Below are 22,034 nucleotides of genomic sequence, written 5' to 3' on the forward strand. Positions count from 1 at the left end.
ATACCCCAAATTCATACTTCGTATGAATGGCGGAATTTTGTAGAGTATCTTACTCTGTTTCGTTCGCCCGTTATCCTTATTTGGATAGCGGGCGTTTTTTATTATTTAAAAGGAGGATTTTTATGGAGAAGTTTAAGTATTCATTACTAGTTTTATTCGGCGCTTGTAGCTACGGCGTACTTTCAACTATTTTTAAACTCGGATTCATCGACGGATTTTCCGCACACCAACTACTAGGAGGGCAATATGTCTTCGGATGGATTGGACTACTTTTACTCGTTCTGTTCTTTTCACGTCATAAAGTATCAAAAAAACAATTCTTTTCGTTACTAACAGTCGGCACAACAATGAGTATGACAGGTATTTTCTATGCTATTTCCGTAGAAGAATTGCCAGCCTCTATCGCTGTCGTTTTACTCTTTCAGTTCACTTGGATTGGTGTAGTCATCGAAGCGATTGCCAACCGGACATTCCCAAGCCGTGAGAAAGTTATATCTATTATTATTTTATTTACTGGTACATTGTTTGCTGGTGGAGTATTTGAAGGTCTTGGACAAAACTTTTCCACGAAAGGTATTATTTTCGGACTATTAGCTGCCGTCTCTTTCTCATTCTATGTATTTGTAAGCGGGCGCGTTGCTACAGATGTTCCGCCTTATACGAAAAGCTTTCTTATGACAACAAGTGCTACTCTTATTGTATGCTTATTTTTCCCGCCTACCTTTTTAACGGACGGCGCTTTACAAGCAGGCCTATGGAAATATGCTTTCTTCCTTGGACTGTTCGGGGTTATTATACCTGTCATTTGTTTTTCAATTGGGGTACCAAAAGTCGGAACGGGACTTGGTACAATATTAGGTGCAGCTGAATTACCAACAGCAATTATCGCTTCTATTACACTTGTTCATGAAGTTGTATCGCCAATGCAGTGGATTGGTATTGTGGTTATATTACTCGGTATTTTCACACCACAACTACTTACTGCTAGGAAAGAAAAAAAACATAATCGTGTGCATAGTGCGTGACAACATCAACTTGTATATAAATGTGAATAAAGTTACGATATGTTAAACTTTATTACTACCTTCAAAATAACATATGATATTGCGGCTATTATTCTCGTAATCCTTGCTGTGCTTTTCTTTTTGAAAGATAAGAAAGAGGGTTATACAGCATAACAAAAGACCTTTCATTTATTTGAAAGGTCTTTTCCTTATATTTCACTTTACCGCTCCATATAACTTCTCTACCTCATGTTCAATTTGTTTTACATCGATTCGCTCAAATAATGGCTGCACATTATCAATTCGGTTTGGCAACGTATTTTGAGGTTCCCAATTTACTTTAACACTCGATAATGTATTTCTAACTCTTTCACTTGAAAACGGTAAAAATGGTTCAAGCAGTTGTGCAAAGTTTGCTATTAGGTAAACACAATTATAAATTGTTTCCTCACATGAAACTGGGTCGTCTTCTCTTTGTTTCCAAGGCTGCTTTTCATCAAAGTATTTATTTGCAAAGCGTACTGCATCAAATATTGTTTCTAGTGCCACCTTAAATTTAGTTTGTTCAATCGCCTCTCCTACACTTTTATATAATCCTTCTACTTTATCTTTCAGCTCTACATCAATACTTCCCTTCGGTACAGTACCACCATAATATTTTTCAATAAACTTTAATGTCCGGTTCACAAAGTTCCCGTATGCACCTAACAATTCACTATTATGACTGTAAATAAATTCACGCCATGAAAAATCAGTATCACGATTTTCTGGTGCGTTAACTGTTAAAAAGTAACGAATAGAATCGGGATTGTAGCGTTCTAATATGTCAGGCACCCATACTGCCCAGTTTTTACTTGTCGATAATTTTCTTTTTTCTACTGTTAAATACTCATTCGAAACGATATGACGCGGGATCGCTTCTTCTCCTATTCCAAGTAATACCGCTGGCCAAATGATTGAATGAAACGGAATATTATCCTTACCATGTACATAATATGTTTTCGCTTCTTTATCCCAAAACTCTTGATCATCTTTCCCTGTTTCTTCAGCCCAGTGTTTACTCGCCGAATAATATCCTGTCACTGCTTCAATCCATACGTAAATTTTCTTATCTTCATATCCTGCCACTGGAATTGGTACCCCAATTGGTAAATCACGTGACACTGCCCTATCTTGTAATCCTTCCTTTAAATATCTCTCTGTTAATTGAATTGCATTGTCGCGCCATGTTCCTTTCTGCTTTGCAATTTCTACGGCCTCTTTAATTTGCTGCTGAAATTTATGCAATGCAAAATAGAAATGCTCTGTTTCCTGTACTGATGGCGTACTACCACATAACTTACATTTCTTTTCTAACAAATCGAGTGGATCTAAAATAGCGGAACAAGCATCGCATTGATCGCCCCTTGCTGCTTCATGACAATGCGGACAAATACCTTCTACATATCGATCCGGTAAAAATTGCGTACACGTTTCGCAATAAGCTTGTTCAACTACTTTTTTATAAATATAACCTTCTTCTAATAGTCGCAAAAAGACTTTTTGAACAGTTTCATGATGATGCTCGCTATCTGTACGTGTATAGCAATCATAAGTAAAACCAAGGCTACGAAAACATCGCTCAAACTCTTCGTGATACTTATCAGCAATTTCTTTCACCGTCACACCGTCTTGCTTTGCTCTAATTGTAATCGGTGTTCCATTACAATCACTTCCTGAAACATACAACACATGCTCACCTTTTGCCCTGTAATAACGTGCTAAAATATCTCCTGGTAACAAACTAGCAATGTGTCCAAGGTGTAACGAACCATTTGCATACGGCCAAGCGCCTCCAATAAAAATACTCATCTTATATTCCTCCTTTAAAATATAAAAAGCCCCGCCCTTATCTTAAAAAAGATAAGGGCGGGGCTGTATAAACAGTCGCGGTACCACCTTATTTCGTCAGTCATTCGCATAACTAACCTTAACAAGTACGGAGCTATATGCTCTTATACTGTGGTTTTGATAACGAGTACCAACTCTCGTCGCCGCCTACTATTATCATTTGATAAGTTCAGGACGAAGCTCAAAGGCCATTGTTCAAATGAATATTCTTGCTTCTTCTCAGCTACCGAAGCTCTCTGGAAAGAATGGTTCCATTCTACTTTTCCTTTTCAACGCTTTTATGTATAAAACGTATTTTACGACTTAACAACAGAAAAATCAAACTTTTATTCAAAAAACAGGAAATCCTACTCATTCACCGAATAACTATACGTTCACAAAAGGAGTGATAAAATTGAATCAAAAACAACTAAGTACTATTAATGAAAAAAGCTGGAACGCAGCTGCTTATGAAGCTTGGACAAATCGCCACGGGGCGCCAGAGGATTATGCGAAAAAGCTCATGGAAGATCCCGTGCGCGAGGTAAATCATTATTTACCTTACATACAATCTCCAAAAGGAAAGCGTATTATTAATTTACTCGGATCAAAAGGAAATAAAGCAGTTGCTCTTGCTCTTTTAGGAGCCGATGTAACAGTTGTAGACATTTCAGCAAGTAATGAAAAATACGCAACCGAACTAGCCGAAGCTGCTGGTGTCTCTATCCAATACATCGTCTCTGATGTACTGGATGTAAATCTTTCCGAATCATTTGATGTCGTATTGCTGGAACTTGGTGTACTTCATTACTTTTTAGATTTAAAACCACTCTTTCAAAAGATTGCTAACTTACTTAAACAAGATGGAATGCTTATCCTTCGTGACTATCATCCTATTTACACTAAATTATTAGGTGTAGATCATCCATCATTTCGGGCCAATGGAAATTATTTCGATGAAGAATTGATTGAAGATGATGTTGCTTATAGCATTCTTCTTACAGAATCGCAGAAAGAATCATTACCGAAGACAAGCATACGCCGCTGGACGTTAGGAGAAATTGTTACAACACTTGCGGAAGAACGTTTTAAAATTGAAAAGCTAGTTGAAGAACACGGGTCTCATCAAAGGTGGGTTTTCCCTTCTACTTCACCCGAAGGAATTGAAGAACGTATACCAGGTCTATACACATTAATTGCGACAACATGCAAAAAAGGATCCCTTCACGGATAGGATCCTTTTTTTGCATGCTTACGCATATAAGTTGAGGTTGGAGATTACCATAATTCTGTAGAATAGGACACAAGATATTTCAACATTCGTCTCTGACTTACGTCGTCAAAAAGGGGTATGACCAACATAACGAAGAGTAATGTTCAGTTGATAGTGATAATCGTTATCAACTAATTAGAAGTATACAGGATGTTATTTCAAATTACAATACCATTTCTGATTTTTATTTATGAATTTTTTGATATACAAATGTATACATTTTAAGAACATTTAATCACATTAATATGCCATATTCCATTATCTGCTATAATTTTCATTGAACAGATTAGTAACTTCTTAATTATGTTTTTATTAGTTTCGTTCTCAATATTTATAAATTACAATAAATAGTTTTTAAAAAGGTAGGGGTAACAATGAAATATGTTAGCATTCGAAAAAAACTACTGTTCACACTCTTAAGCATTTCTTCCTTATTTAGCATTGCTCTTATTGTTATTCTTTCATTCGCGATGAATCAAGCAAGTGAAATCGAAACATTAAAGAATGATGTATCGAAAAGAGCAACGATTTTAAAAGAACGTGGCGATTGGTTCCAAGCGCAAGTCGCTGGTTTACAAGAATATTTACTATCACATGACCAAAAAGGATTGGATAAATTCAACCGGGAAGGAAAAAAACTAGCTGATACTAGGGAGAAAGTAACAAGTGATAAAAAACTCCCAGAAGGAATGAAAGAGGCCATTTTAATGGGAGCAAAATGGCGCAGCGTCGTAGATAATGAAGTCCTCCCTCTTGCACGGGAAGGAAAATGGGATGAAGCATCCAAAATTGCTCTTGCTCAAACAGATTATGTAAATGATCTTTTAAGTCGTTTTACTAAATATGCAAATGAAGAAAATGACAAACGGGACGTATTAATTGCCGACGTAGAGTCTTCTTCATCCCTTATTCAATATATTATTTTCTTCTCACTCATTACATGTACATTAACGTCTATTCTATTGGCATGGTGGTTCTCTGGTAAACTCGTTAAACCGATTCGACAAATTGATGCGAAGTTAAAAGAATTAGCTTCTCAAGATGGCGATTTAACCGCTAGATTACACGTAACGAGTAAAGATGAAATTGGTGACATCGCAAATTCCTTTAATCAAATGCTTGCTAACTTACAGCGTATAATAAAGCAAGTTCAACAAACATCAACAAGTGTAAAAGAAGCTTCTGAAAATGTGTTTATCGAAACAACTGCTTCTATGGAAAATACCGCAAAAACTAAAGAGACTATGAATGCTCTTGAGCACAATATTCGTTCACAAGTTTCTAGCATTGAAGAAAGTTCAACCGCAATGGATGATATGGCAACGAGTGTTCAGCGCATTGCACAAGCTGCCTCTTCTGCCGCTAGCCTAGCTGTTACAACTTCTGAAAAAGCAGATGATGGAAATAAAGTCATTGAAAAATCTATTACACAAATGCATACAATTAACGAAGCTGTTAACGCTACATCACAAGTGGTAGAGCGACTCATTACACATACGAATCATATTGATACTGCACTTCAATCTATTTCTAATATTGCCGAGCAGACGAATTTGCTCGCTTTAAATGCTTCTATTGAAGCGGCCCGTGCTGGTGAACACGGAAAAGGATTCGCTGTTGTTGCCGATGAAGTACGAAAACTTGCTGAACAATCTCAGCTAGCAGCAAATGACATTAACCATTTACTTCATCAAATTCAAGCGGACACAAAAATAGCAAATGACATGATGACACAAGGTCAGTCAGAAGCTTCTGAAGGAATTACAGTCATTCGTACCGCTGGATCTTCATTCTCAGAAATTGTTAATCACATTAACAATTTCTCTACACAAATACAAGAAATATCTGCAACTGCTGAAGAAATGGCCGCAAGTTCTGAAGAAATGAATGCAGCTTTAAATAATATCGCTTCTATTTCAAATGAAGTTGCTGCCGAAACATCGAAAACAGCAACTTCAGCTGGTGACCAAGTAAACAAAATGAGTGTCGTTGCTAAAAAATCATCAGAAATGAAAACAATTGTGCAAGAACTTGAAGTGCTCGTTTCTCATTTCAAAACAAATAGTTAAAATGAAAATTTCATTTATACTTCTACGAACTCTAAATTGTTAGAAAGAGCGATTTAGAGTCTCTCTTTTTTCACGCTAAAATATCTCTTTCTATCTCCCATTCTGTCTGCTATAATTCCTAAAGGAAAGAAGAAAGCTTTATTCCAGATGGAGTAAAGCTTTCTTTCAATTTTTTACATTAATTAATTAATTCTAATACTAAGATTTTACAAGGAGGATTTTTATCATATGAATTTTATTAGCATTCGAAAAAAACTAATGTTCATGATGGGAATGATTTGCGCTTTATTCGGCATCGCCTTAGCTTTTATTTTATTCTTTACCATGGATCAGTCTCATAAAGCTGAAACATTACAAAAAGAAATTTCTCCTCTTGCAACAGAATTGAAAGAGCGCGGAGACGCTTATCAAGTACAACTTTCTGCTTTAAGAGGTTATTTACTACAACATGATCAAGTCGAATTAGACAAGTTTAATGAGATGAGTAAACGTCTTGAAGATACAAAAGGGCAACTTCTTTCTAACCCTAACACTTCTCAGTCCGTGAAAAGCACAATGGAATTAGGATCCACTTGGAGAAAGTTCATTGAAGAGAAAGTATTCACTCTTGCAAAAGAACAAAAATGGGAAGAAGCTTTACAAGTAGCTTCTACAGAGAATGGCACTGTTTATAAAGTAATCGGTGATTTCACAAATTACACTAATGAACAAGCTAAATTACGTGAACAATCTATTGAAAAAATCGATCAATCTTCACTACGAATTGAATATGTTGTCTTCTTATCACTTGTTATTTGTATTGTAACTGCAATTATTCTTGCATGGTGGTTCTCTGGTAAGCTTGTAAAACCAATTCAACAAATTGATACTAAACTAAAAGAATTAGCCTCTCAAGAAGGCGACTTAACAGCCCGTCTACAAGTAAATAGCAATGATGAAATCGGTGCTATTGCCACATCATTTAATAAAATGTTAGAAAACTTGCAGCATATCATTAATCGTGTTCAAAAAACATCTGTAGAAGTACAAACAGCTTCTGAAAATATGCTAGAAAAGACTAATACATCACGCGAGGCAACAATAAGAGTTCAAAGCTCGATGTCCAACTTAAATTCAAGTATTCAATCGCAAACTTCTAGTATGGAAGAAAGCTCGACTGCGATGGATGATATGGCAATAAGTGTTCAGCGTATCGCTGAATCTGCTTCATCTGTAGCCGAACTTGCTGTAGCTACATATGAACACGCTAACGACGGAAGTACTGTTATCCAAAAATCTGTTTCACAAATGACAACGATACATGAAGCTGTAAATGCTACATCAGAAGTAGTCGAACGTCTAATCACCCATACGAAATATATTGATACGGCTGTACAATCTATTTCTAATATCGCTGAGCAAACGAATCTACTTGCTTTAAATGCTTCTATTGAAGCGGCTCGTGCTGGTGAACAAGGAAAAGGATTTGCTGTCGTAGCTGATGAAGTTCGTAAACTTGCGGAACAATCAAAAACAGCGGCAAAAGATATTAACCAATTGCTTCATCAAATTCAAAATGATACGGAAACTGCTAGCTCTATGATGTCTCAAGGCCGCTCTGAAGCATTTGAAGGCATTACTGTCGTTCGTGAGGCTGGTACTTCTTTCACAACAATTGTTGAACAAGTAAATAAAGTATCAACTCAAATGCAAGACATATCAGCAACTGCTGAAGAAATGGCTGCAAGCGCTGAAGAAATGAACGCTTCACTTAATAACATCGCTTCTATTTCAAATGAAGTATCTAGTGAAACAGCCGCAACGGCACAATCTGCTGAACAGAAAGTCATCGTGATGAATGAAATGACTCTCACTGCAAAACAAATGAAACAAACAGTTGAAGAATTAGATCAGCTTGTATCTCATTTTAAAACTGAATAGCTTTTCAAAAAAATATTCCTCTCTCAGGGAGGAATATTTTTTTGAGCTCATTTCCTGCACTTATCCCGCATATCCGTTATAATGAGAACCGATATCATTAATATTTAGGGGGTGCTACACATGTCACAACAAGCATTTGAAGAAAAGTTATATGCAAACTTAGAAGCTGTTATTGACCCTGAGCTAGGTGTTGATATTATCAATCTCGGATTAGTTTATGACGTTACAGCGGATGAAAATAATAATGCTGTCATTACAATGACGATGACTTCTATCGGTTGTCCAATGGCTGGCCAAATCGTATCAGACGTTAAAAAAGTATTATCAACGAACGTACCTGAAGTAAATGAAATAGAAGTAAACGTTGTATGGAATCCGCCATGGACAAAAGAACGTATGTCGCGTATGGCGAAAATCGCATTAGGTATTCGTGACTAAATAAGGAAAAGACCTGACAATCCAGTCAGGTCTTTTTTCTCTTATTATTTTACTCCTACAGCGTCATAAGCTTTCGTTACAGCTTGTACCTCTTTAGAGTTTTTACCGAATAAATCTTCTGCTGATTGAAGTGCAGCTTGACGCATCATTTTGAAATCAGAGTTTGCAGTTAAATATTTTGTAAGAGCACGATAGTAAATTTTTTCTGTCGCTTCACGGCCCACTCCAGTTACTTTCACATTGTAATGCGTGCCGCCCTCAGACACTAAATACGCCGCCTTATTATTAATACTACTGTTAATATGAACGCCGCCATTATCAGCTGTTCCAGTATAACGTTTATTATAGTGATCTGGGTAACCTTCACCTGGTTTTAATGGGTTTGGAATAGATGCTGGATCCTTTAGAGAACGAAGTGCATCTCCAGGTTTACCAGGTGTATAAATATCAGCACCTAAATCCCAGCTCTTCTTCTCAACCATGACGCCCATAATATCAGATAACGATTCATTTAACGCTCCTGATTCATTTTTATATACAAGGTTTGCTGTATGTTCAGTTACAGCATGCGTTAATTCGTGGCCAATAACGTCTAGGCCAGCTGATAATGGAATAAATGTCTTACCATCTCCATCACCATACATCATTTGTACACCGTTCCACGCTGCGTTATTCCAAGATTCACCTACGTGAACAGCAGAAATAAGTTTTGCACCTTTATCATCGAAAGAGTTACGGTTAAATGTCTTTTTATAATAATCATATACTTTTCCTGCATTCACATGCGCATCAACTGCCGCTTTATCTTCGAAGAACTTAGATTTACTTCCAATTTCTTCTCCTGTATATCCAAGAATTTGTGAGAATAAATTAAACCAGTCTTCGTTCATATTCTCTGCATCAAATGTATGGACACCTTGTCCTCGTGTACCATCAAATAAGTTGAACGCTCCTGTTTTCGTATCTTGAGCAATTTCAAATGATTGTCTAGCACCTAATACTCCGTAACCAAATCCAGTAATGTTATCTACAGCATTATATTTCTCAATAACATTTCCATTTGTTGCATCAACAAAGTAATGCCAATATCCTGGAGCTGGTTTCGAAACCGACGCTTTTACAAGATATGCAAGATAGTATTGACCATCTTTTTCATACACATATAAATCTTTTTTCACACCATCATAATTCTTTACTTTACCAATTTCTTTCTCAATATTAGCTTTTGCAATCGTTTCTGCTTGTTCCGCACTAATACTTGCAGATGTAGGAATATTTTTATCATCTAAACTCGGAATAACTTGTCCGAAAAATGCTTTTACATTGTTCTCTTTATCAAGCGTAACTGTTTGATCTGAACCATACACAGGAATGTTATTATGCTTCTCAACTAACTTCACATGTGTTGTACCAGACTCAGCATCTTTTTCTTCACCAACGATATTGAAATGTTTGTCAATATTTCCTGCTAGTTTAAACATATCTTTTTTACTCTCTAAATATTGAAAGACCGTCTCTTTTTTATCTAGTCCTTCCGGCGCTTTCCATTCTTCACCTATGTAAGCTGGTGTTTTAAACTCTTGGTGATACTGGATTTTTTGCTCTTCTGCTTTCGTCGTAGTTGCTCCAAATGCCCCAAACCCACTTGCGATAACAGTTAATGCTAATGCTGATGAAATTACTTGCTTTTTCAATCTAACACTCCCCATTTCCCTAAAAGTTTTTAACACCTTTATAAATATTCTGAATAATCTCTCTAATACCTGCTCTCAAAAATTGAGAAAGTTTTTTCTGATAATTAAACTCACCAAAAAGAGGCCATCGAAAAACGATGTCCTCTTTCCTATAACTTTTCATTCCGCTATTTATATGCTGGAAAGCCACCACTGATTAAAGCCTCACTTTATTGCATTTTCATTTCAATTGCTAAATAGTGAGACTTCTCTTTCGCTTGAATGCGAATATATTCTTCTACAGCCTCCGCTGCATCACGCATTACGAGTGTTTCACCGTTTACAACGCTGCTACCTTCAATTTGTACAATGTACAATTGACGTCCTTCTTTAACAGGGAAATGAATTTCTTTACCAGCTTCTAATGATAAAGAATATAAATTTGCATCTTGGTGAATATGAATTGGTGCATCTCCATCAGAAGGAGATACCATATGGAACCACTCATTTTCACGTTTACTCCAATCAAATTTAAACTCACCATAGTTTGGTTTATGACCGTCGCGGTCTGGTAAAATCCAAATTTGCAATAAACGTAATGTTTCACTTCCTAAGTTATGCTCACTGTGAAATACACCAGTACCTGCACTCATATATTGAACATGCCCACGCTCAATTGTCCCGCGGTTCCCCATACTATCTTCATGTGTTAATTCACCATCTATAACGTAAGAGATAATCTCCATATCACGGTGCGGATGCATATCAAAACCAGTTTGTGGCGCTATTAAATCATCATTCATAACACGTACTGCTCCAAAATTCATGTTGTTTGGATTATAATAATTTGCAAAGGAAAAATGAAAATGTGTATTTAACCAACTGTGATTTGCTCTTCCCATATTTTTATGATCAACTTTTCTAAACATATCCTTCACCTCATATTATCTCGAAATCGAGATATTTATTTTTAATTTTATCACTGCAACTTCTTCAGTAATTCTAATAATTGTTTTTGTTCTTCTCTATTTAACTTATCAAATTGCTCTGCTTGAAATGTTTCTTGCGGCGGGACTATTTCTTCATATAGAACCTTTCCCTTTTCTGTTAATGAAATATATTTCGTAGTACCTTCTTGTTCACGCTGAATCCAATCTAGTTGCTCCATCTTATTTAAAAGTTGAGTAACATTTCCTTTCGTAACAAACAACTTATTTCCAAGTTCTTGCTGCGTTAAACGATCGTTTCCTCCAATTTGAACTAATACATCAAACTGAGCGGCAGATACATTCCACTTTTTCAAATGCTGATTCGTCTCACGAATACTTCTATTATAAAAGCGTGATAAACGAAACCATAATAGTACTCCAAGTCTTTCCCCTGCTTTCATTCCATCACCTCGCTCATTTGATACTATTAGTTTAGAACTAAACTTATTAAAGGTCAACTACTTATTTTTAATTAGCAATAAATAAAAGCACAGTGATTTTTATCCACTATGCTTCAGATTAAATTTCTATTTTTATATTCATCTAGCTTCCTCTCCGCGAAACGCCTCGCATCTTTCTCAATCCATCTTTCTTCGTATAGTTCATTTCCAACATATAGTACATCGTCCTTATGCTGCATCGCATGCCTGAATTCATGCAATAGCGTTTTGAGCACTTGCTCATATTCTTCCCACATACAAACGAAAATTAATTGTTTTTCTTTATGATAAAAACCACCTACTGGGAATAAAAACTCCTCTTCTTCTTCTCCTAATGATAAAAGTACATGATTCGCATCACACGTATCACAAAAAATAACTGGCGTTGCACTTACTTCAATAAGAGAAAACAAATCATTTCTCAACTTTTTGACATCCCAAGGAAGCTCCGAATCCAACACATACCAATTCTCGACTTGTTGATATACATTTTGAAACTGGAGTTCCATTTCTCAATAATCCCCTTCCTAAACTCCCTTTTCCTATATATATGCCACAATATGGTAAATATTAAACATACACTTTCATCCTTTAAAAAATGACAATAAAAAAGAATCTATGTCAGCATAGATTCTTTTTCCGTAATCACTTTTTTTTCATCATTTTTTTTAATATAAAATAACCAATTGCACAAACAATAGCAGCAAGTGCAAAGTATTTCACATATGGCCCAGCTACTTTATTAATACTTTCCCACTCTGTTCCTAATTTAAAACCTAAATATACAAATACAATTGACCATGGAATAATAGCTAGTGTAGTTAGCGTAATAAACTTAGCATGTGACATTTTCGCAATACCCGCTGGTATCGAAATAGCATGACGCACAACAGGAATAAAACGCGCTGTAAAAATAACACCAGTTCCGTAACGATTAAACCACGCTTCAGCATAATCAATATGTTTCTTCTGAATCAAAATATATTTTCCATATCGCTCAAGAACAGGTCTTCCTCCGTATCGACCGATCCAATAAATGAATAGTTGTGCGATTACACCACCAATTGTACCGAACGCGACAGCCCCCCAAAATGTAATGCTTCCTGTTGATACTAAATAACCTGCATAAGATAATACGATTTCACTTGGGATAACCTCTATCATTAATCCCAGCATAATTCCCCAATAACCAAGTCCTTCTAGAAAAACTAAAACTGAATGAATCAACTCTCCTAACATCATTTACCTCTCTTTACTGTTTTCATTGCAAAAAATAAAAGTACAAGCAGTAAATATCTTGTACTTTTATTTTTTCAAAATTTATCTAGTCTTCGTATCCCACTTAAAGATTTTATTTAAAAATTTATATACATTCTTTGACTCTTTCGTCAGAAGTGGACCTAAGATCGATAGTATAAGCACGTATAGTGCTGAGAATGGTTTCAATACCGACATTAACCCACCCGCGATACCGATATTAGCCATAATGATTGAGAATTCTCCCCTTGAAACGATTGTTAATCCAATATTTGTTGATGCTTTATGAGATAATCCAGCTTGTCTTCCTGCAATCATCCCTGCTACAAAGTTTCCGATTATCGTCAGAAGTACAGCACCTAACGTTAACCATATTGCTCCGCCCAATGAAAACGGATCGATACTTAATCCGAAACTGAAGAAGAAGATAGCTCCGAAGAAGTCTCTAAATGGAACAACAAGATGTTCAATTCGATCACTATGCTCTGTCTCAGAGAAAACTAACCCTAAAAGAAGTGCCCCGATTGCTTCTGCAACGTGAATTGTTTCTGAAAAACCTGCAATAAAGAACAACGAAGCAAATACTACAATAATAAAAATTTCATCTGAACTAATATTGAGCAATCTATTTAATAACGGCGTTGCTTTTCTAGCCACAATAAAGAATAGAAGCATATATCCTAAAGCAATTCCAATTGACGTAAGGGCACCTAAGAAGGAAGCGTGATCCCCAAGAACTAAGCCAGAAACTACTGATAAATATACAGCAAGGAATATATCTTCAAACATAATAATTCCTAAAATTAATTCGGTTTCATTATTACCAGTTCTTCTTAAATCAACTAATACCTTTGCAACGATAGCACTAGAAGAAATCGTAATAATACCCGCAATAATTAAGATTTCGAGTAACGGGAATCCCATTATAAATCCGTATAATAATCCTAGTGAAAAGTTAATCAAAATATAGATTGTTCCGCCAATCGCGATAGAACGTCCAGATTTAATTAGTTTTTTCATCGAAAACTCTAATCCCAGATAGAAAAGAAGGAACAGAACACCAATCCTTCCAAGGAAGGATATCACACTTGCACTTTCAATAAATTTGAGATCGATAACACCTATTGTCGGCGCGTGCGGCCCTACTAACATGCCAAGAACAATTAGAAAAGGAATTACTGAGAATTTAAACTTTCCAGCGATTACCGCCGCAATTGCTACTAAAACTAAAGCTGTACCAACTTCAAAAATTAAAGTATCCATCTAGTCAGTCCCCCTATTCGAAAGTAATTCATTAATAATCTTTTTAATTTCTTCTCTCTCACCAGAAACTACAAGCATATCTCCTTCTTCAATCACCGTGTCTGGACCTGGATTAAATAGCTTTTTCATATTCTTTTTCATAACTGCAATTATCGTTACGCTATATGTTTTTCTTATTTCAAGGTCGCCAATTGTTTTTCCGATTGCCGGAGCTGCATTCTCCACTTTAAACCACTCAATTGCTAAACCTTCAAAGACCATCTCAACATTTTCTAATGCTCTAGGTTTGTATACCATTCCACCTAATATTGCTGCAATTTGTCTCGCCTCTGAGTCACGTAATGAAATACTTGAGATGCTTTCTTCATGATCTGAATCAAAATGATACATTTCTCTACGCCCATCATCATGAATGACGATCACCATCTTTTCGTTACCTTTCGTAACGATTTGAAATTTATAACCAATACCCGGAAGTTCACTTTCTCTAATATTCATATTTAGCTCCTCCATAACTTCTTTATTTTAATTTTCTGTTTTTCTGTCTTTTGTTCATCCAATCAATTTTAGAAATTCTAACCATTCAGGATACCTATGACTTGGAAATCTTTTATTGTAATAATAAGTGGCTCCTAAAAAGATACTTAAAGATGTAATGATAAAAAATAAATTACTTCTTATTTTCAAACTCTTAAGACTTACTTTCAATAAAGATTCTTCTTTCAAATTATCCCCTCTTTTTCGCTTTAAATTTAGTTTTTTAAAATGTAAATAATTCTAAAAATATTACGATGTAACATAATCATAACACAAAGCACGTTTAAGTAACATGATTTTTTAGAAAAATTGATTCTGGTATATTTTTTGCATATAATTTTCTTATTATGAAAAAAAGGAAGTGTATTATATGGTTGATATCTTTAGCAGATTCCTTGAGGTAACGAATAATATTTTATGGTCATATATTCTTATTGCAATGTTAATCGGCTTCGGTCTTTATTTCTCTTTCAAATTAAAATTTGTCCAAATTACTCATTTCCGTGAGATGGTCAGTTTAATTAGTAAAGGATTTAATCGAAAAGAAAAAAAGAAAGATAGCATCTCTCCATTCCAAGCATTTTGCTTAAGTGCAGCGGCACGTATCGGTATCGGAAACTTAGCTGGTGTAGCATTAGCCATTTCAATGGGTGGACCTGGCGCAATATTTTGGATGTGGTTTATCGCTATCCTTGGAGCAGCTACTAGTTTCGTAGAATGTACGCTCGCGCAAATTTATAAAGTAAAAGATGGAAGCAGATTCCGTGGTGGACCAGCGTATTACATGGAAAAAGGGTTAAACAAACGCTGGATGGGTGTTTGGTTTTCACTTCTTATTACAGTTGCGTACGGATTAATTTTCAATTCTGTACAAGCAAACACGGTAACAATAGCATTTGAAAATGCTTTTGGACTAGAGCGAACGATCGTAGGAGCTCTATTAGCTTTATTAGTTGCAGTTATTATTTTTGGTGGTATCAAGAGCATTTCACGTATTACAGAAATGATTGTTCCTCCAATGGCAATCATTTATATCGGCGTAGCTGTTTTTGTCGTAATTAACAACTTCACTATGTTACCAAGCATTTTTACAGAAATATTTAACAGCGCATTTGGTTTAGACCAAGCTATCGCTGGTGGTATTGGAGCAGCAATCAAATTCGGAATTCAGCGCGGTTTATTCGCGACAGAAGCAGGTATGGGTAGCTCTCCTAATGCAGCAGCAACATCAGATGTATCTCACCCTGTAAAACAAGGACTTGTTCAAGCATTAGGTGTTTTCGTAGATACATTCTTAGTATGTACATCAACAGCGTTTATCGTATTATGTTCTGGACTTTACAAAGGATCGAATTTAGAAGGTATTGAATTAACACAACAAGCATTAAGTTCACAAATTGGACCGTGGGCAAGCACTTTCTTAGCGATTATTATTTTCCTATTCGCTTTCAGTTCTTTACTAGGAAACTACTATTATGGTGAAACAAATATCGCATTCATTAAAGAAAGCAAAACATGGTTACTGATTTATCGTGTTGCAGTTGTCGGAATGGTGTTCTTCGGATCTATCGCTGCCCTTCAAACGGTTTGGAGTTTAGCTGATTTCTTTATGGGACTAATGGTATTTACAAACTTAATTGCCATCTCATTCCTTAGCAAGTTCGCCTACGCAGCATTAGTAGACTATATTAAACAAAAGAAACAAGGAAAAGATCCTGTTTTCATTGCAAGTTCTATCCCTGGCTTAAAGAATACAGAGTGTTGGGATGGGGAAGATTTAGAAGAGAAGAAACAAGTTGGATAACAACTAAAAGCGGAAGAGGCTCGCAGGAAAAAGCGAAGCCACCGAATATTCTAGCCGCTGGAGCTATATAATAAAAAATCCCTATTACTTCATAGTAATAGGGATTTTTTATTTACAACCGTTCATAATTTGTTCAAATTAATTCCAGCAAAAGGGTTGATTTATACAAATTACTAGATTATAATAATTATAAATTAGTAATTCATATAAAATAATAACTCAAGAGGAGATTGATCATAATGAATACACAAGTAATCGAAGCATTAAACAAACAAGTAGCAAACTGGAGCGTTTTATTTACAAAACTACACAACTTCCATTGGTACGTAAAAGGACCTCAATTCTTCACACTACATGAAAAATTTGAAGAGCTTTACACAGAATCAGCTACTCACATCGATGAAATCGCAGAACGCATTTTAGCAATTGGCGGCAAACCAGTAGCAACAATGAAAGAATACTTAGAACTATCTTCTATTCAAGAAGCAGCTTACGGAGAAACTGCAGAAGGGATGGTCGAAGCAATCATGAAAGACTACGAAATGATGCTAACTGAACTGAAAAAAGGCATGGTAATCGCTCAAGAATCTGACGACGAAATGACATCTGACCTATTGCTAGGCATCTACACAGAACTAGAAAAACACGCTTGGATGCTACGTGCATTCTTGAATCAATAATATATTTAAAAGCTCCGGTGGCTCGTTCAGCTCTGACTGGCTAAGGTTCTTTCACATAGAAGGCGCTTTTTGCCTTCTTATGTGGAAGGTTCTTAGACACGAAGAGCTAGCCACCGGAGCTGGATACCACTTAAAGCGGAGGTGGCTCGTTCAGAATCGCAGGACATTGGAGCTCTCGACCTTGAAGCGCTTTTTGCTTCGAGCGAGAGAGCGAAATGACCGGAGATTCTAGCCGCTGGAGCTGGATATCATTAAAAGCGGAAGCGGCTCGCTCAGAATGTGAGGGGGATGGAGCTTTTGACGTAGAGGCGCTCTTTGCCTCGCAGAAAAAAGCGAAGCCACCGAACATTCTAGCCGCTGGAGCTGGATATCAACTAAAAGCGGAAGCGGCTCGCTCAGAATCGCAGGACATTGGAGCTCTCGACCTTGAAGCGCTTTTTGCTTCGAGCGAGAGAGCGAAATGACCGGAGATTCTAGCCGCTGGAGCTGGATACCACTTAAAGCGGAAGCGGCTCGTTCAGAGTCGCTTTTTTCTATTGATTGGTCGCACTTGATAATACATAAAATTATATCGATCGCAACTCACGATATATCAACGTTTCGACAAAGAATATCGCTTTACCAACAAATCACGACAATAATAGCACTCCCCTCCACTACTTTTATCAATATATTACAATCTCTTTTATGTTAAAATATAGGAAACACCCTTTAGTAATTAGATCCAAAAAGCTTGTCCAAGTTCATCATTTACTACTTAAATGACGGGAGTGGTTCAGTTGAAAGACTACTTAATTAGAGCATTTTTTGCGTTAATAACAGTTGGGATTCTCTTACTTATAGCTAATATTTTCAATATACGTGTCGAGGTTAAAGACTATGCTTTCCTCGTTGTTGTAGCTATTGGTGGCGGTTGGGGTGGCTGGTACCTGTATAAAAAACAAAGTAATCAAAATGATAAAGGCATTCCGAAATAATATGGAATGCCTTTTTTCTCTAATACATAATTAAGCTTAAACCACTAATAAAAGCAGTCCTCAAAAACATCATACAATCCATATTCTATGGTAAATAAAAAGAATTCATTTTGAATATAGAAATAGTCCAAAATCTTGCATAACAGAGGTATGCCCCATTTGCCGCAACATTGTGGCTATATTCCCACGGTGATATGCTCCGTGGGTGACGACGTGTAGTATTGTTTCAGAAACCGTCGTATCCAGGAGCCCAGCATACGGATTATCAACCTCAAACACTTTTTCATAATCTTGTTGACTACTTAAAAGTTCTTTATATCGTTTAGATAATTCATAAAAACTAGTTTCCATTTCCTCAATATTTTTTGTTTCTAGCTGTTCTTTCAATTGGTCTGTGTGTACCATTGCATCACTCATACTTTTACCAGAAATAATCTCAAGCCAGGCTAAATCTGTGAGGTATATGTGAGACATTACTTTTGCCACCGAAGAAAAACCACTCTTAACTTCCTTATGGAAAATGTCTTGCGGTAGTTCTTTTAAGCGATTTAAAATAACTTCATTTGCCCATAAGTGGTAGTTATACATTTTTAATACCGAACGCCCCATGCTCATTTCTCCTCCAATTTTCATTTTACTGATTAGATTATGATACATAGCTGCTTAAAAATTCCCAAAGGATTAGATTTATAAAATTTATTCTGATTCCGATTAGAAAAACCTCTATTAACTTCATAAAAAACATTCGCCATCTTCCACAATCTGACCCTTTAACGGAACAATTCTATATCACTCAATAATTTCTTACTCACCTTTTATTCAGATGTTCTTTTTTAAATCAGCAAAACATACCTCCATCTACTTCCCCTCTTGGAACGATTTCACATCTCACTATCAATATATTTAACCAAATTAAAAACACATGTCTTTTTGCGATAAAAAGACATGTGTTTCCAAAATCCACTATAAAAATGTACTATGATAACTGCTTCCACTTAGTTCCCAAAACAGGACGCTCGTAATTTTGTATTTCATGAATTAATTTAGCTGCCGTCTCAGCTGAAACAATCAACTCTTTATTCGACGGGTTCATAAAGCCTTCTTCAGCTGCGCGATCAACCATTTGCAGAATTGGTCCGTAGAAGTCTTTAATGTTTAATAAACCAACTGGCTTATCATGTATACCAATTTGTGACCAACATACAACTTCAAATAGCTCTTCAAATGTTCCGTATCCGCCTGGTAATGCAATGAAAGCATCCGCAAGCTCTGCCATTTTTGCTTTACGTTCGTGCATCGTTTCTACTTCAATTAATTCTGTTAATCCTGTATGAACGATTTCACCACGGAATAAACCACGCGGCATAACACCTGTTACACGTCCACCTAAACGAAGAACTTCGTTTGCTACTTCTCCCATTAATCCAACGCATGAACCGCCGTATACAAGCTCATAATCGTTCTCAACAAACATTTTCCCTAACTCTATTGCCTGCTCTTTAAATTCTGGTCTTCCCCCTAAATTTGAACCTGCAAACACACAAATCTTTCTCATTCCTACACCCCGAAACTATATATTGTTATGATACAATGAGTATTGTACAACATATTGAAGGGATGAGGAAGAAATGGATATCGTCGCATTTCAAAGATGGGTGGAGGAATTTTACGAAAAACGAAGCTGGTCACAGTACAACTCCTTTATTCGCTTAAATTTCTTAACTGAGGAAGTTGGGGAAGTTTCACGCGTTGTTCGCGCAATTGAAATCGGTCGTGATCGCCCTGATGAACAAACGAAAACACAAGAAGAGCTAAAACAAGAACTAAAAGAAGAACTTGGTGATGTACTATCTAATCTTATTGTTCTTTCACAAAAATATGATTTGGATTTACAAGACATTATGGAAACACACGTTACAAAGCTTTCAAAAAGATTCGAAACATCTAAATGAGAACATTATCAATTGTGATATAATGTTCTTGTCAAAATAATAAGGGGGATTTTATGTTATCTAAAAAATTGCACGACGCACTAAATGAACAAATGAATTTTGAATTTTACTCTGCCCACGCTTATATGGCAATGGCTGCTTACTGTACAGCGGAAAGCTACGATGGATTCGCTAACTTTTTCCTTGTACAAGCTGAAGAAGAGCGTTTCCACGCAATGAAACTTTACAACTACATTAATGACCGCGGCGAGCGCGCTATTATTACTGGATTTGATCATCCTAATAACGAATATGAGTCTGTATTGAATGCTTTTGAAGTAGCACTTGAGCACGAGCGTGAAGTAACGAAGCGCATTTATCACTTATCTGATATCGCTTGGGATGAGCGTGAACACGCAACAATTACCTTCTTAAAATGGTTCGTTGACGAGCAAGTAGAAGAAGAAGCTTCATTTGATAGCATCATCCAAAAATTAAAACGTATTACAAGCGATTCAAACGCATTATTTATGCTAGATGCTGAATTAGAGAAACGTACATTTACGCCACCAGCTGAATAATATTTCAATCACCTTAATGAATGTATTAAGGTGATTTTTTTATTTTCTCTCTAGCTTAAAATCACCTTAAATTTCCTTGTATTTGACATAGTACCAGTAAATAAATGGTATTATTTTCAATATAAAACAATATATGAGGAGAGAAAAAATGAACCAACGTGTAGAATTTGTTGACGCCATTCGTGGTTTCGCTTTATTTGGCATTTTACTTGTTAATATAACATTAATTCAATTCGGGTTATTCGCTAATGAAAAACCCACTTATATTTTCGGAAAACTCGATGAAAGTGCTAATTGGTTTATTCAATTTTTCGGCACACAGAATTTTATTTCCCTATTCTCTTTTTTATTTGGGCTTAGCATTATTTTGTTACAAAAAAGTATTATCGCAAAAGGAAAAAAGTTTTTCCCTACATATATAAGGCGTATTAGCATTCTTTTACTACTAGGCTACATTCACGGCACTTTTGTTTGGGAGGGAGATATTTTATTTGCCTACGGGATTGTCGGGATTTTCTTAATGATGTTCATCAATCGAAAACCAAAAACGTTACTCATTTGGGCATCCATTTTATTAGCACTCATTATGTTCGCATCTTATCAATCTGAACCAACATCAAACACATTCAATGATGTCGCACCTTATATTGAAAAAGAGCATAAAGTTCATGAAACTGGAAGCTATATGGATCATATCAACTTTAGATTAACTGAAAATCCTTTTGATTACATGGGAATTAACGGTATCTTCGGATTAGTTATCCTGTCAATTTTCGCATTAATTTTTATGTCTCCACTCTTCTTACTCGGCATGTACGTAGGAAAAAAGGGATGGCTATTTGAGATTGATAAACATATACCTGCTGTCAAAAAAATCTGGCTTATTACTGGTATTTTTTCTTTTACAATCAAAATTTTAACCATGTTCGTAAAGCATCCGATTTTAATTATGTTACAAGATAGTCTTACCAGTAACCATGACCTTCTTTTACGGAAGCACGATTATTTTATTATTCCATTACAAAAAGGTAGCGCGTTTACTAACATACATGGCGAACATGGGAAAAATGTCGGTTAGTAATTACTTAGCGCAATCTATTATCGCAACAACTATTTTTTACGCATATGGATTTGGCTTATACGGTAAAATTGGCTATTTCTTCGGTATTCTTTTAACCATTGGAATTTATACGATTCAATTATTCGTTAGTACCTATTGGCTACAGAAATACCGAATGGGGCCTGTGGAATATGTGTGGAGATTGGGAACTTATTTAGAGAAACCACGGTTTAAGAAGGACTTGGATAAAGCAAGTTAAACAAAAAGTC

At 36.0% G+C, this 22,034-nt stretch carries 20 protein-coding genes, 1 pseudogene and 1 other annotated feature; of the genes and pseudogenes, 11 read left to right on the top strand and 10 right to left on the bottom strand.

Annotation, left to right across the window (positions count from 1 at the left end; all coding sequences use genetic code 11):
• Positions 1–122: 122 nt before the first annotated feature.
• Positions 123–1,025 (top strand): EamA family transporter, encoded by a 903-nt coding sequence (locus MKX37_RS24760; protein WP_002015976.1) that lies wholly within the window; start codon positions 123–125, stop codon positions 1,023–1,025.
• Positions 1,026–1,220: 195 nt separating this feature from the next.
• Here the strand turns inward: MKX37_RS24760 and metG are convergent, their stop codons facing one another.
• Positions 1,221–2,855, bottom strand: a complete 1,635-nt coding sequence (metG, locus tag MKX37_RS24765) for a methionine--tRNA ligase (protein WP_002129820.1) — start codon at positions 2,853–2,855, stop codon at positions 1,221–1,223.
• 50 nt (positions 2,856–2,905) lie between these two features.
• Positions 2,906–3,176 (bottom strand) — a binding site (T-box leader).
• A gap of 103 nt (positions 3,177–3,279) precedes the next feature.
• Between metG and MKX37_RS24770 the strand changes: the two genes are divergently transcribed.
• The 4 genes from MKX37_RS24770 to MKX37_RS24785 all read left to right on the top strand — a co-directional run bounded on the left by MKX37_RS24770 (position 3,280) and on the right by MKX37_RS24785 (position 8,573).
• Entirely contained in the window at positions 3,280–4,107 is an 828-nt protein-coding gene (locus tag MKX37_RS24770) for a class I SAM-dependent methyltransferase (protein ID WP_078422089.1), read from the top strand.
• Positions 4,108–4,520: 413 nt separating this feature from the next.
• Positions 4,521–6,215, top strand: a complete 1,695-nt coding sequence (locus MKX37_RS24775) for a methyl-accepting chemotaxis protein (protein WP_078422088.1) — start codon at positions 4,521–4,523, stop codon at positions 6,213–6,215.
• Positions 6,216–6,443: 228 nt separating this feature from the next.
• Positions 6,444–8,135 carry a methyl-accepting chemotaxis protein gene (locus tag MKX37_RS24780; RefSeq protein WP_002129823.1) on the top strand — a complete coding sequence of 564 codons (1,692 nt, stop codon included), beginning with the start codon at positions 6,444–6,446 and terminating at the stop codon, positions 8,133–8,135.
• A gap of 120 nt (positions 8,136–8,255) precedes the next feature.
• Positions 8,256–8,573: a metal-sulfur cluster assembly factor gene (locus MKX37_RS24785; RefSeq protein WP_000082522.1), complete on the top strand. Its 318-nt coding sequence runs from the start codon at positions 8,256–8,258 to the stop codon at positions 8,571–8,573.
• Positions 8,574–8,617: 44 nt separating this feature from the next.
• Here MKX37_RS24785 and MKX37_RS24790 read toward each other — a convergent pair whose 3' ends face one another.
• From MKX37_RS24790 to MKX37_RS24820, 7 genes are all read right to left on the bottom strand, one after another.
• Positions 8,618–10,267, bottom strand: coding sequence for a M4 family metallopeptidase (locus MKX37_RS24790; RefSeq protein WP_002129824.1), 1,650 nt, complete (start codon positions 10,265–10,267; stop codon positions 8,618–8,620).
• A gap of 209 nt (positions 10,268–10,476) precedes the next feature.
• Positions 10,477–11,175, bottom strand: a complete 699-nt coding sequence (locus tag MKX37_RS24795; RefSeq protein ID WP_078422087.1) for a pirin family protein — start codon at positions 11,173–11,175, stop codon at positions 10,477–10,479.
• 50 nt (positions 11,176–11,225) lie between these two features.
• Positions 11,226–11,636 (bottom strand): MarR family winged helix-turn-helix transcriptional regulator, encoded by a 411-nt coding sequence (locus tag MKX37_RS24800; protein ID WP_002129828.1) that lies wholly within the window; start codon positions 11,634–11,636, stop codon positions 11,226–11,228.
• Positions 11,637–11,749: 113 nt separating this feature from the next.
• The gene (locus tag MKX37_RS24805; protein WP_002129830.1) at positions 11,750–12,184 is read right to left on the bottom strand and encodes a DUF3920 family protein; all 435 of its coding nucleotides are present in this window, start codon (positions 12,182–12,184) and stop codon (positions 11,750–11,752) included.
• 136 nt (positions 12,185–12,320) lie between these two features.
• On the bottom strand, positions 12,321–12,914 hold the full coding sequence (locus MKX37_RS24810; RefSeq protein WP_078422086.1) for a DedA family protein: 594 nt from the start codon (positions 12,912–12,914) through the stop codon (positions 12,321–12,323).
• A gap of 81 nt (positions 12,915–12,995) precedes the next feature.
• Positions 12,996–14,195 (bottom strand): cation:proton antiporter, encoded by a 1,200-nt coding sequence (locus tag MKX37_RS24815; RefSeq protein WP_002129832.1) that lies wholly within the window; start codon positions 14,193–14,195, stop codon positions 12,996–12,998.
• On the bottom strand, positions 14,196–14,693 hold the full coding sequence (locus MKX37_RS24820; RefSeq protein WP_001026068.1) for a cation:proton antiporter regulatory subunit: 498 nt from the start codon (positions 14,691–14,693) through the stop codon (positions 14,196–14,198).
• 409 nt (positions 14,694–15,102) lie between these two features.
• Between MKX37_RS24820 and MKX37_RS24825 the strand changes: the two genes are divergently transcribed.
• The 3 genes from MKX37_RS24825 to MKX37_RS24835 all read left to right on the top strand — a co-directional run bounded on the left by MKX37_RS24825 (position 15,103) and on the right by MKX37_RS24835 (position 18,193).
• Entirely contained in the window at positions 15,103–16,536 is a 1,434-nt protein-coding gene (locus MKX37_RS24825; protein ID WP_078422085.1) for an alanine/glycine:cation symporter family protein, read from the top strand.
• Between the two features lie 239 nt (positions 16,537–16,775).
• Positions 16,776–17,216: a Dps family protein gene (locus MKX37_RS24830; RefSeq protein ID WP_002034654.1), complete on the top strand. Its 441-nt coding sequence runs from the start codon at positions 16,776–16,778 to the stop codon at positions 17,214–17,216.
• A 779-nt stretch (positions 17,217–17,995) separates the two neighbouring features.
• A complete protein-coding gene (locus MKX37_RS24835) occupies positions 17,996–18,193 on the top strand; it encodes a hypothetical protein (protein ID WP_000656312.1) in 198 nt (65 codons plus the stop codon).
• 105 nt (positions 18,194–18,298) lie between these two features.
• On the opposite strand, the gene MKX37_RS24840 is transcribed toward MKX37_RS24835, so the two are convergent.
• A complete protein-coding gene (locus MKX37_RS24840; RefSeq protein WP_000533787.1) occupies positions 18,299–18,802 on the bottom strand; it encodes a DinB family protein in 504 nt (167 codons plus the stop codon).
• Positions 18,803–19,169: 367 nt separating this feature from the next.
• Entirely contained in the window at positions 19,170–19,748 is a 579-nt protein-coding gene (locus tag MKX37_RS24845; protein WP_033707925.1) for an LOG family protein, read from the bottom strand.
• Positions 19,749–19,821: 73 nt separating this feature from the next.
• Here MKX37_RS24845 and MKX37_RS24850 point away from each other — a divergent pair, with 73 nt between their 5' ends.
• The 3 genes and pseudogenes from MKX37_RS24850 to MKX37_RS24860 all read left to right on the top strand — a co-directional run bounded on the left by MKX37_RS24850 (position 19,822) and on the right by MKX37_RS24860 (position 22,024).
• Positions 19,822–20,145: a MazG nucleotide pyrophosphohydrolase domain-containing protein gene (locus tag MKX37_RS24850; RefSeq protein WP_002089472.1), complete on the top strand. Its 324-nt coding sequence runs from the start codon at positions 19,822–19,824 to the stop codon at positions 20,143–20,145.
• 53 nt (positions 20,146–20,198) lie between these two features.
• Positions 20,199–20,705 (top strand): ferritin, encoded by a 507-nt coding sequence (locus tag MKX37_RS24855; protein WP_002015996.1) that lies wholly within the window; start codon positions 20,199–20,201, stop codon positions 20,703–20,705.
• Between the two features lie 148 nt (positions 20,706–20,853).
• Positions 20,854–22,024: pseudogene (locus MKX37_RS24860) on the top strand (DUF418 domain-containing protein).
• Positions 22,025–22,034 lie beyond the last annotated feature (10 nt).

Origin of the sequence: Bacillus sp. FSL R5-0709, from assembly GCF_038004785.1 — a bacterium.
Taxonomy (GTDB): domain Bacteria; phylum Bacillota; class Bacilli; order Bacillales; family Bacillaceae_G; genus Bacillus_A; species Bacillus_A mycoides.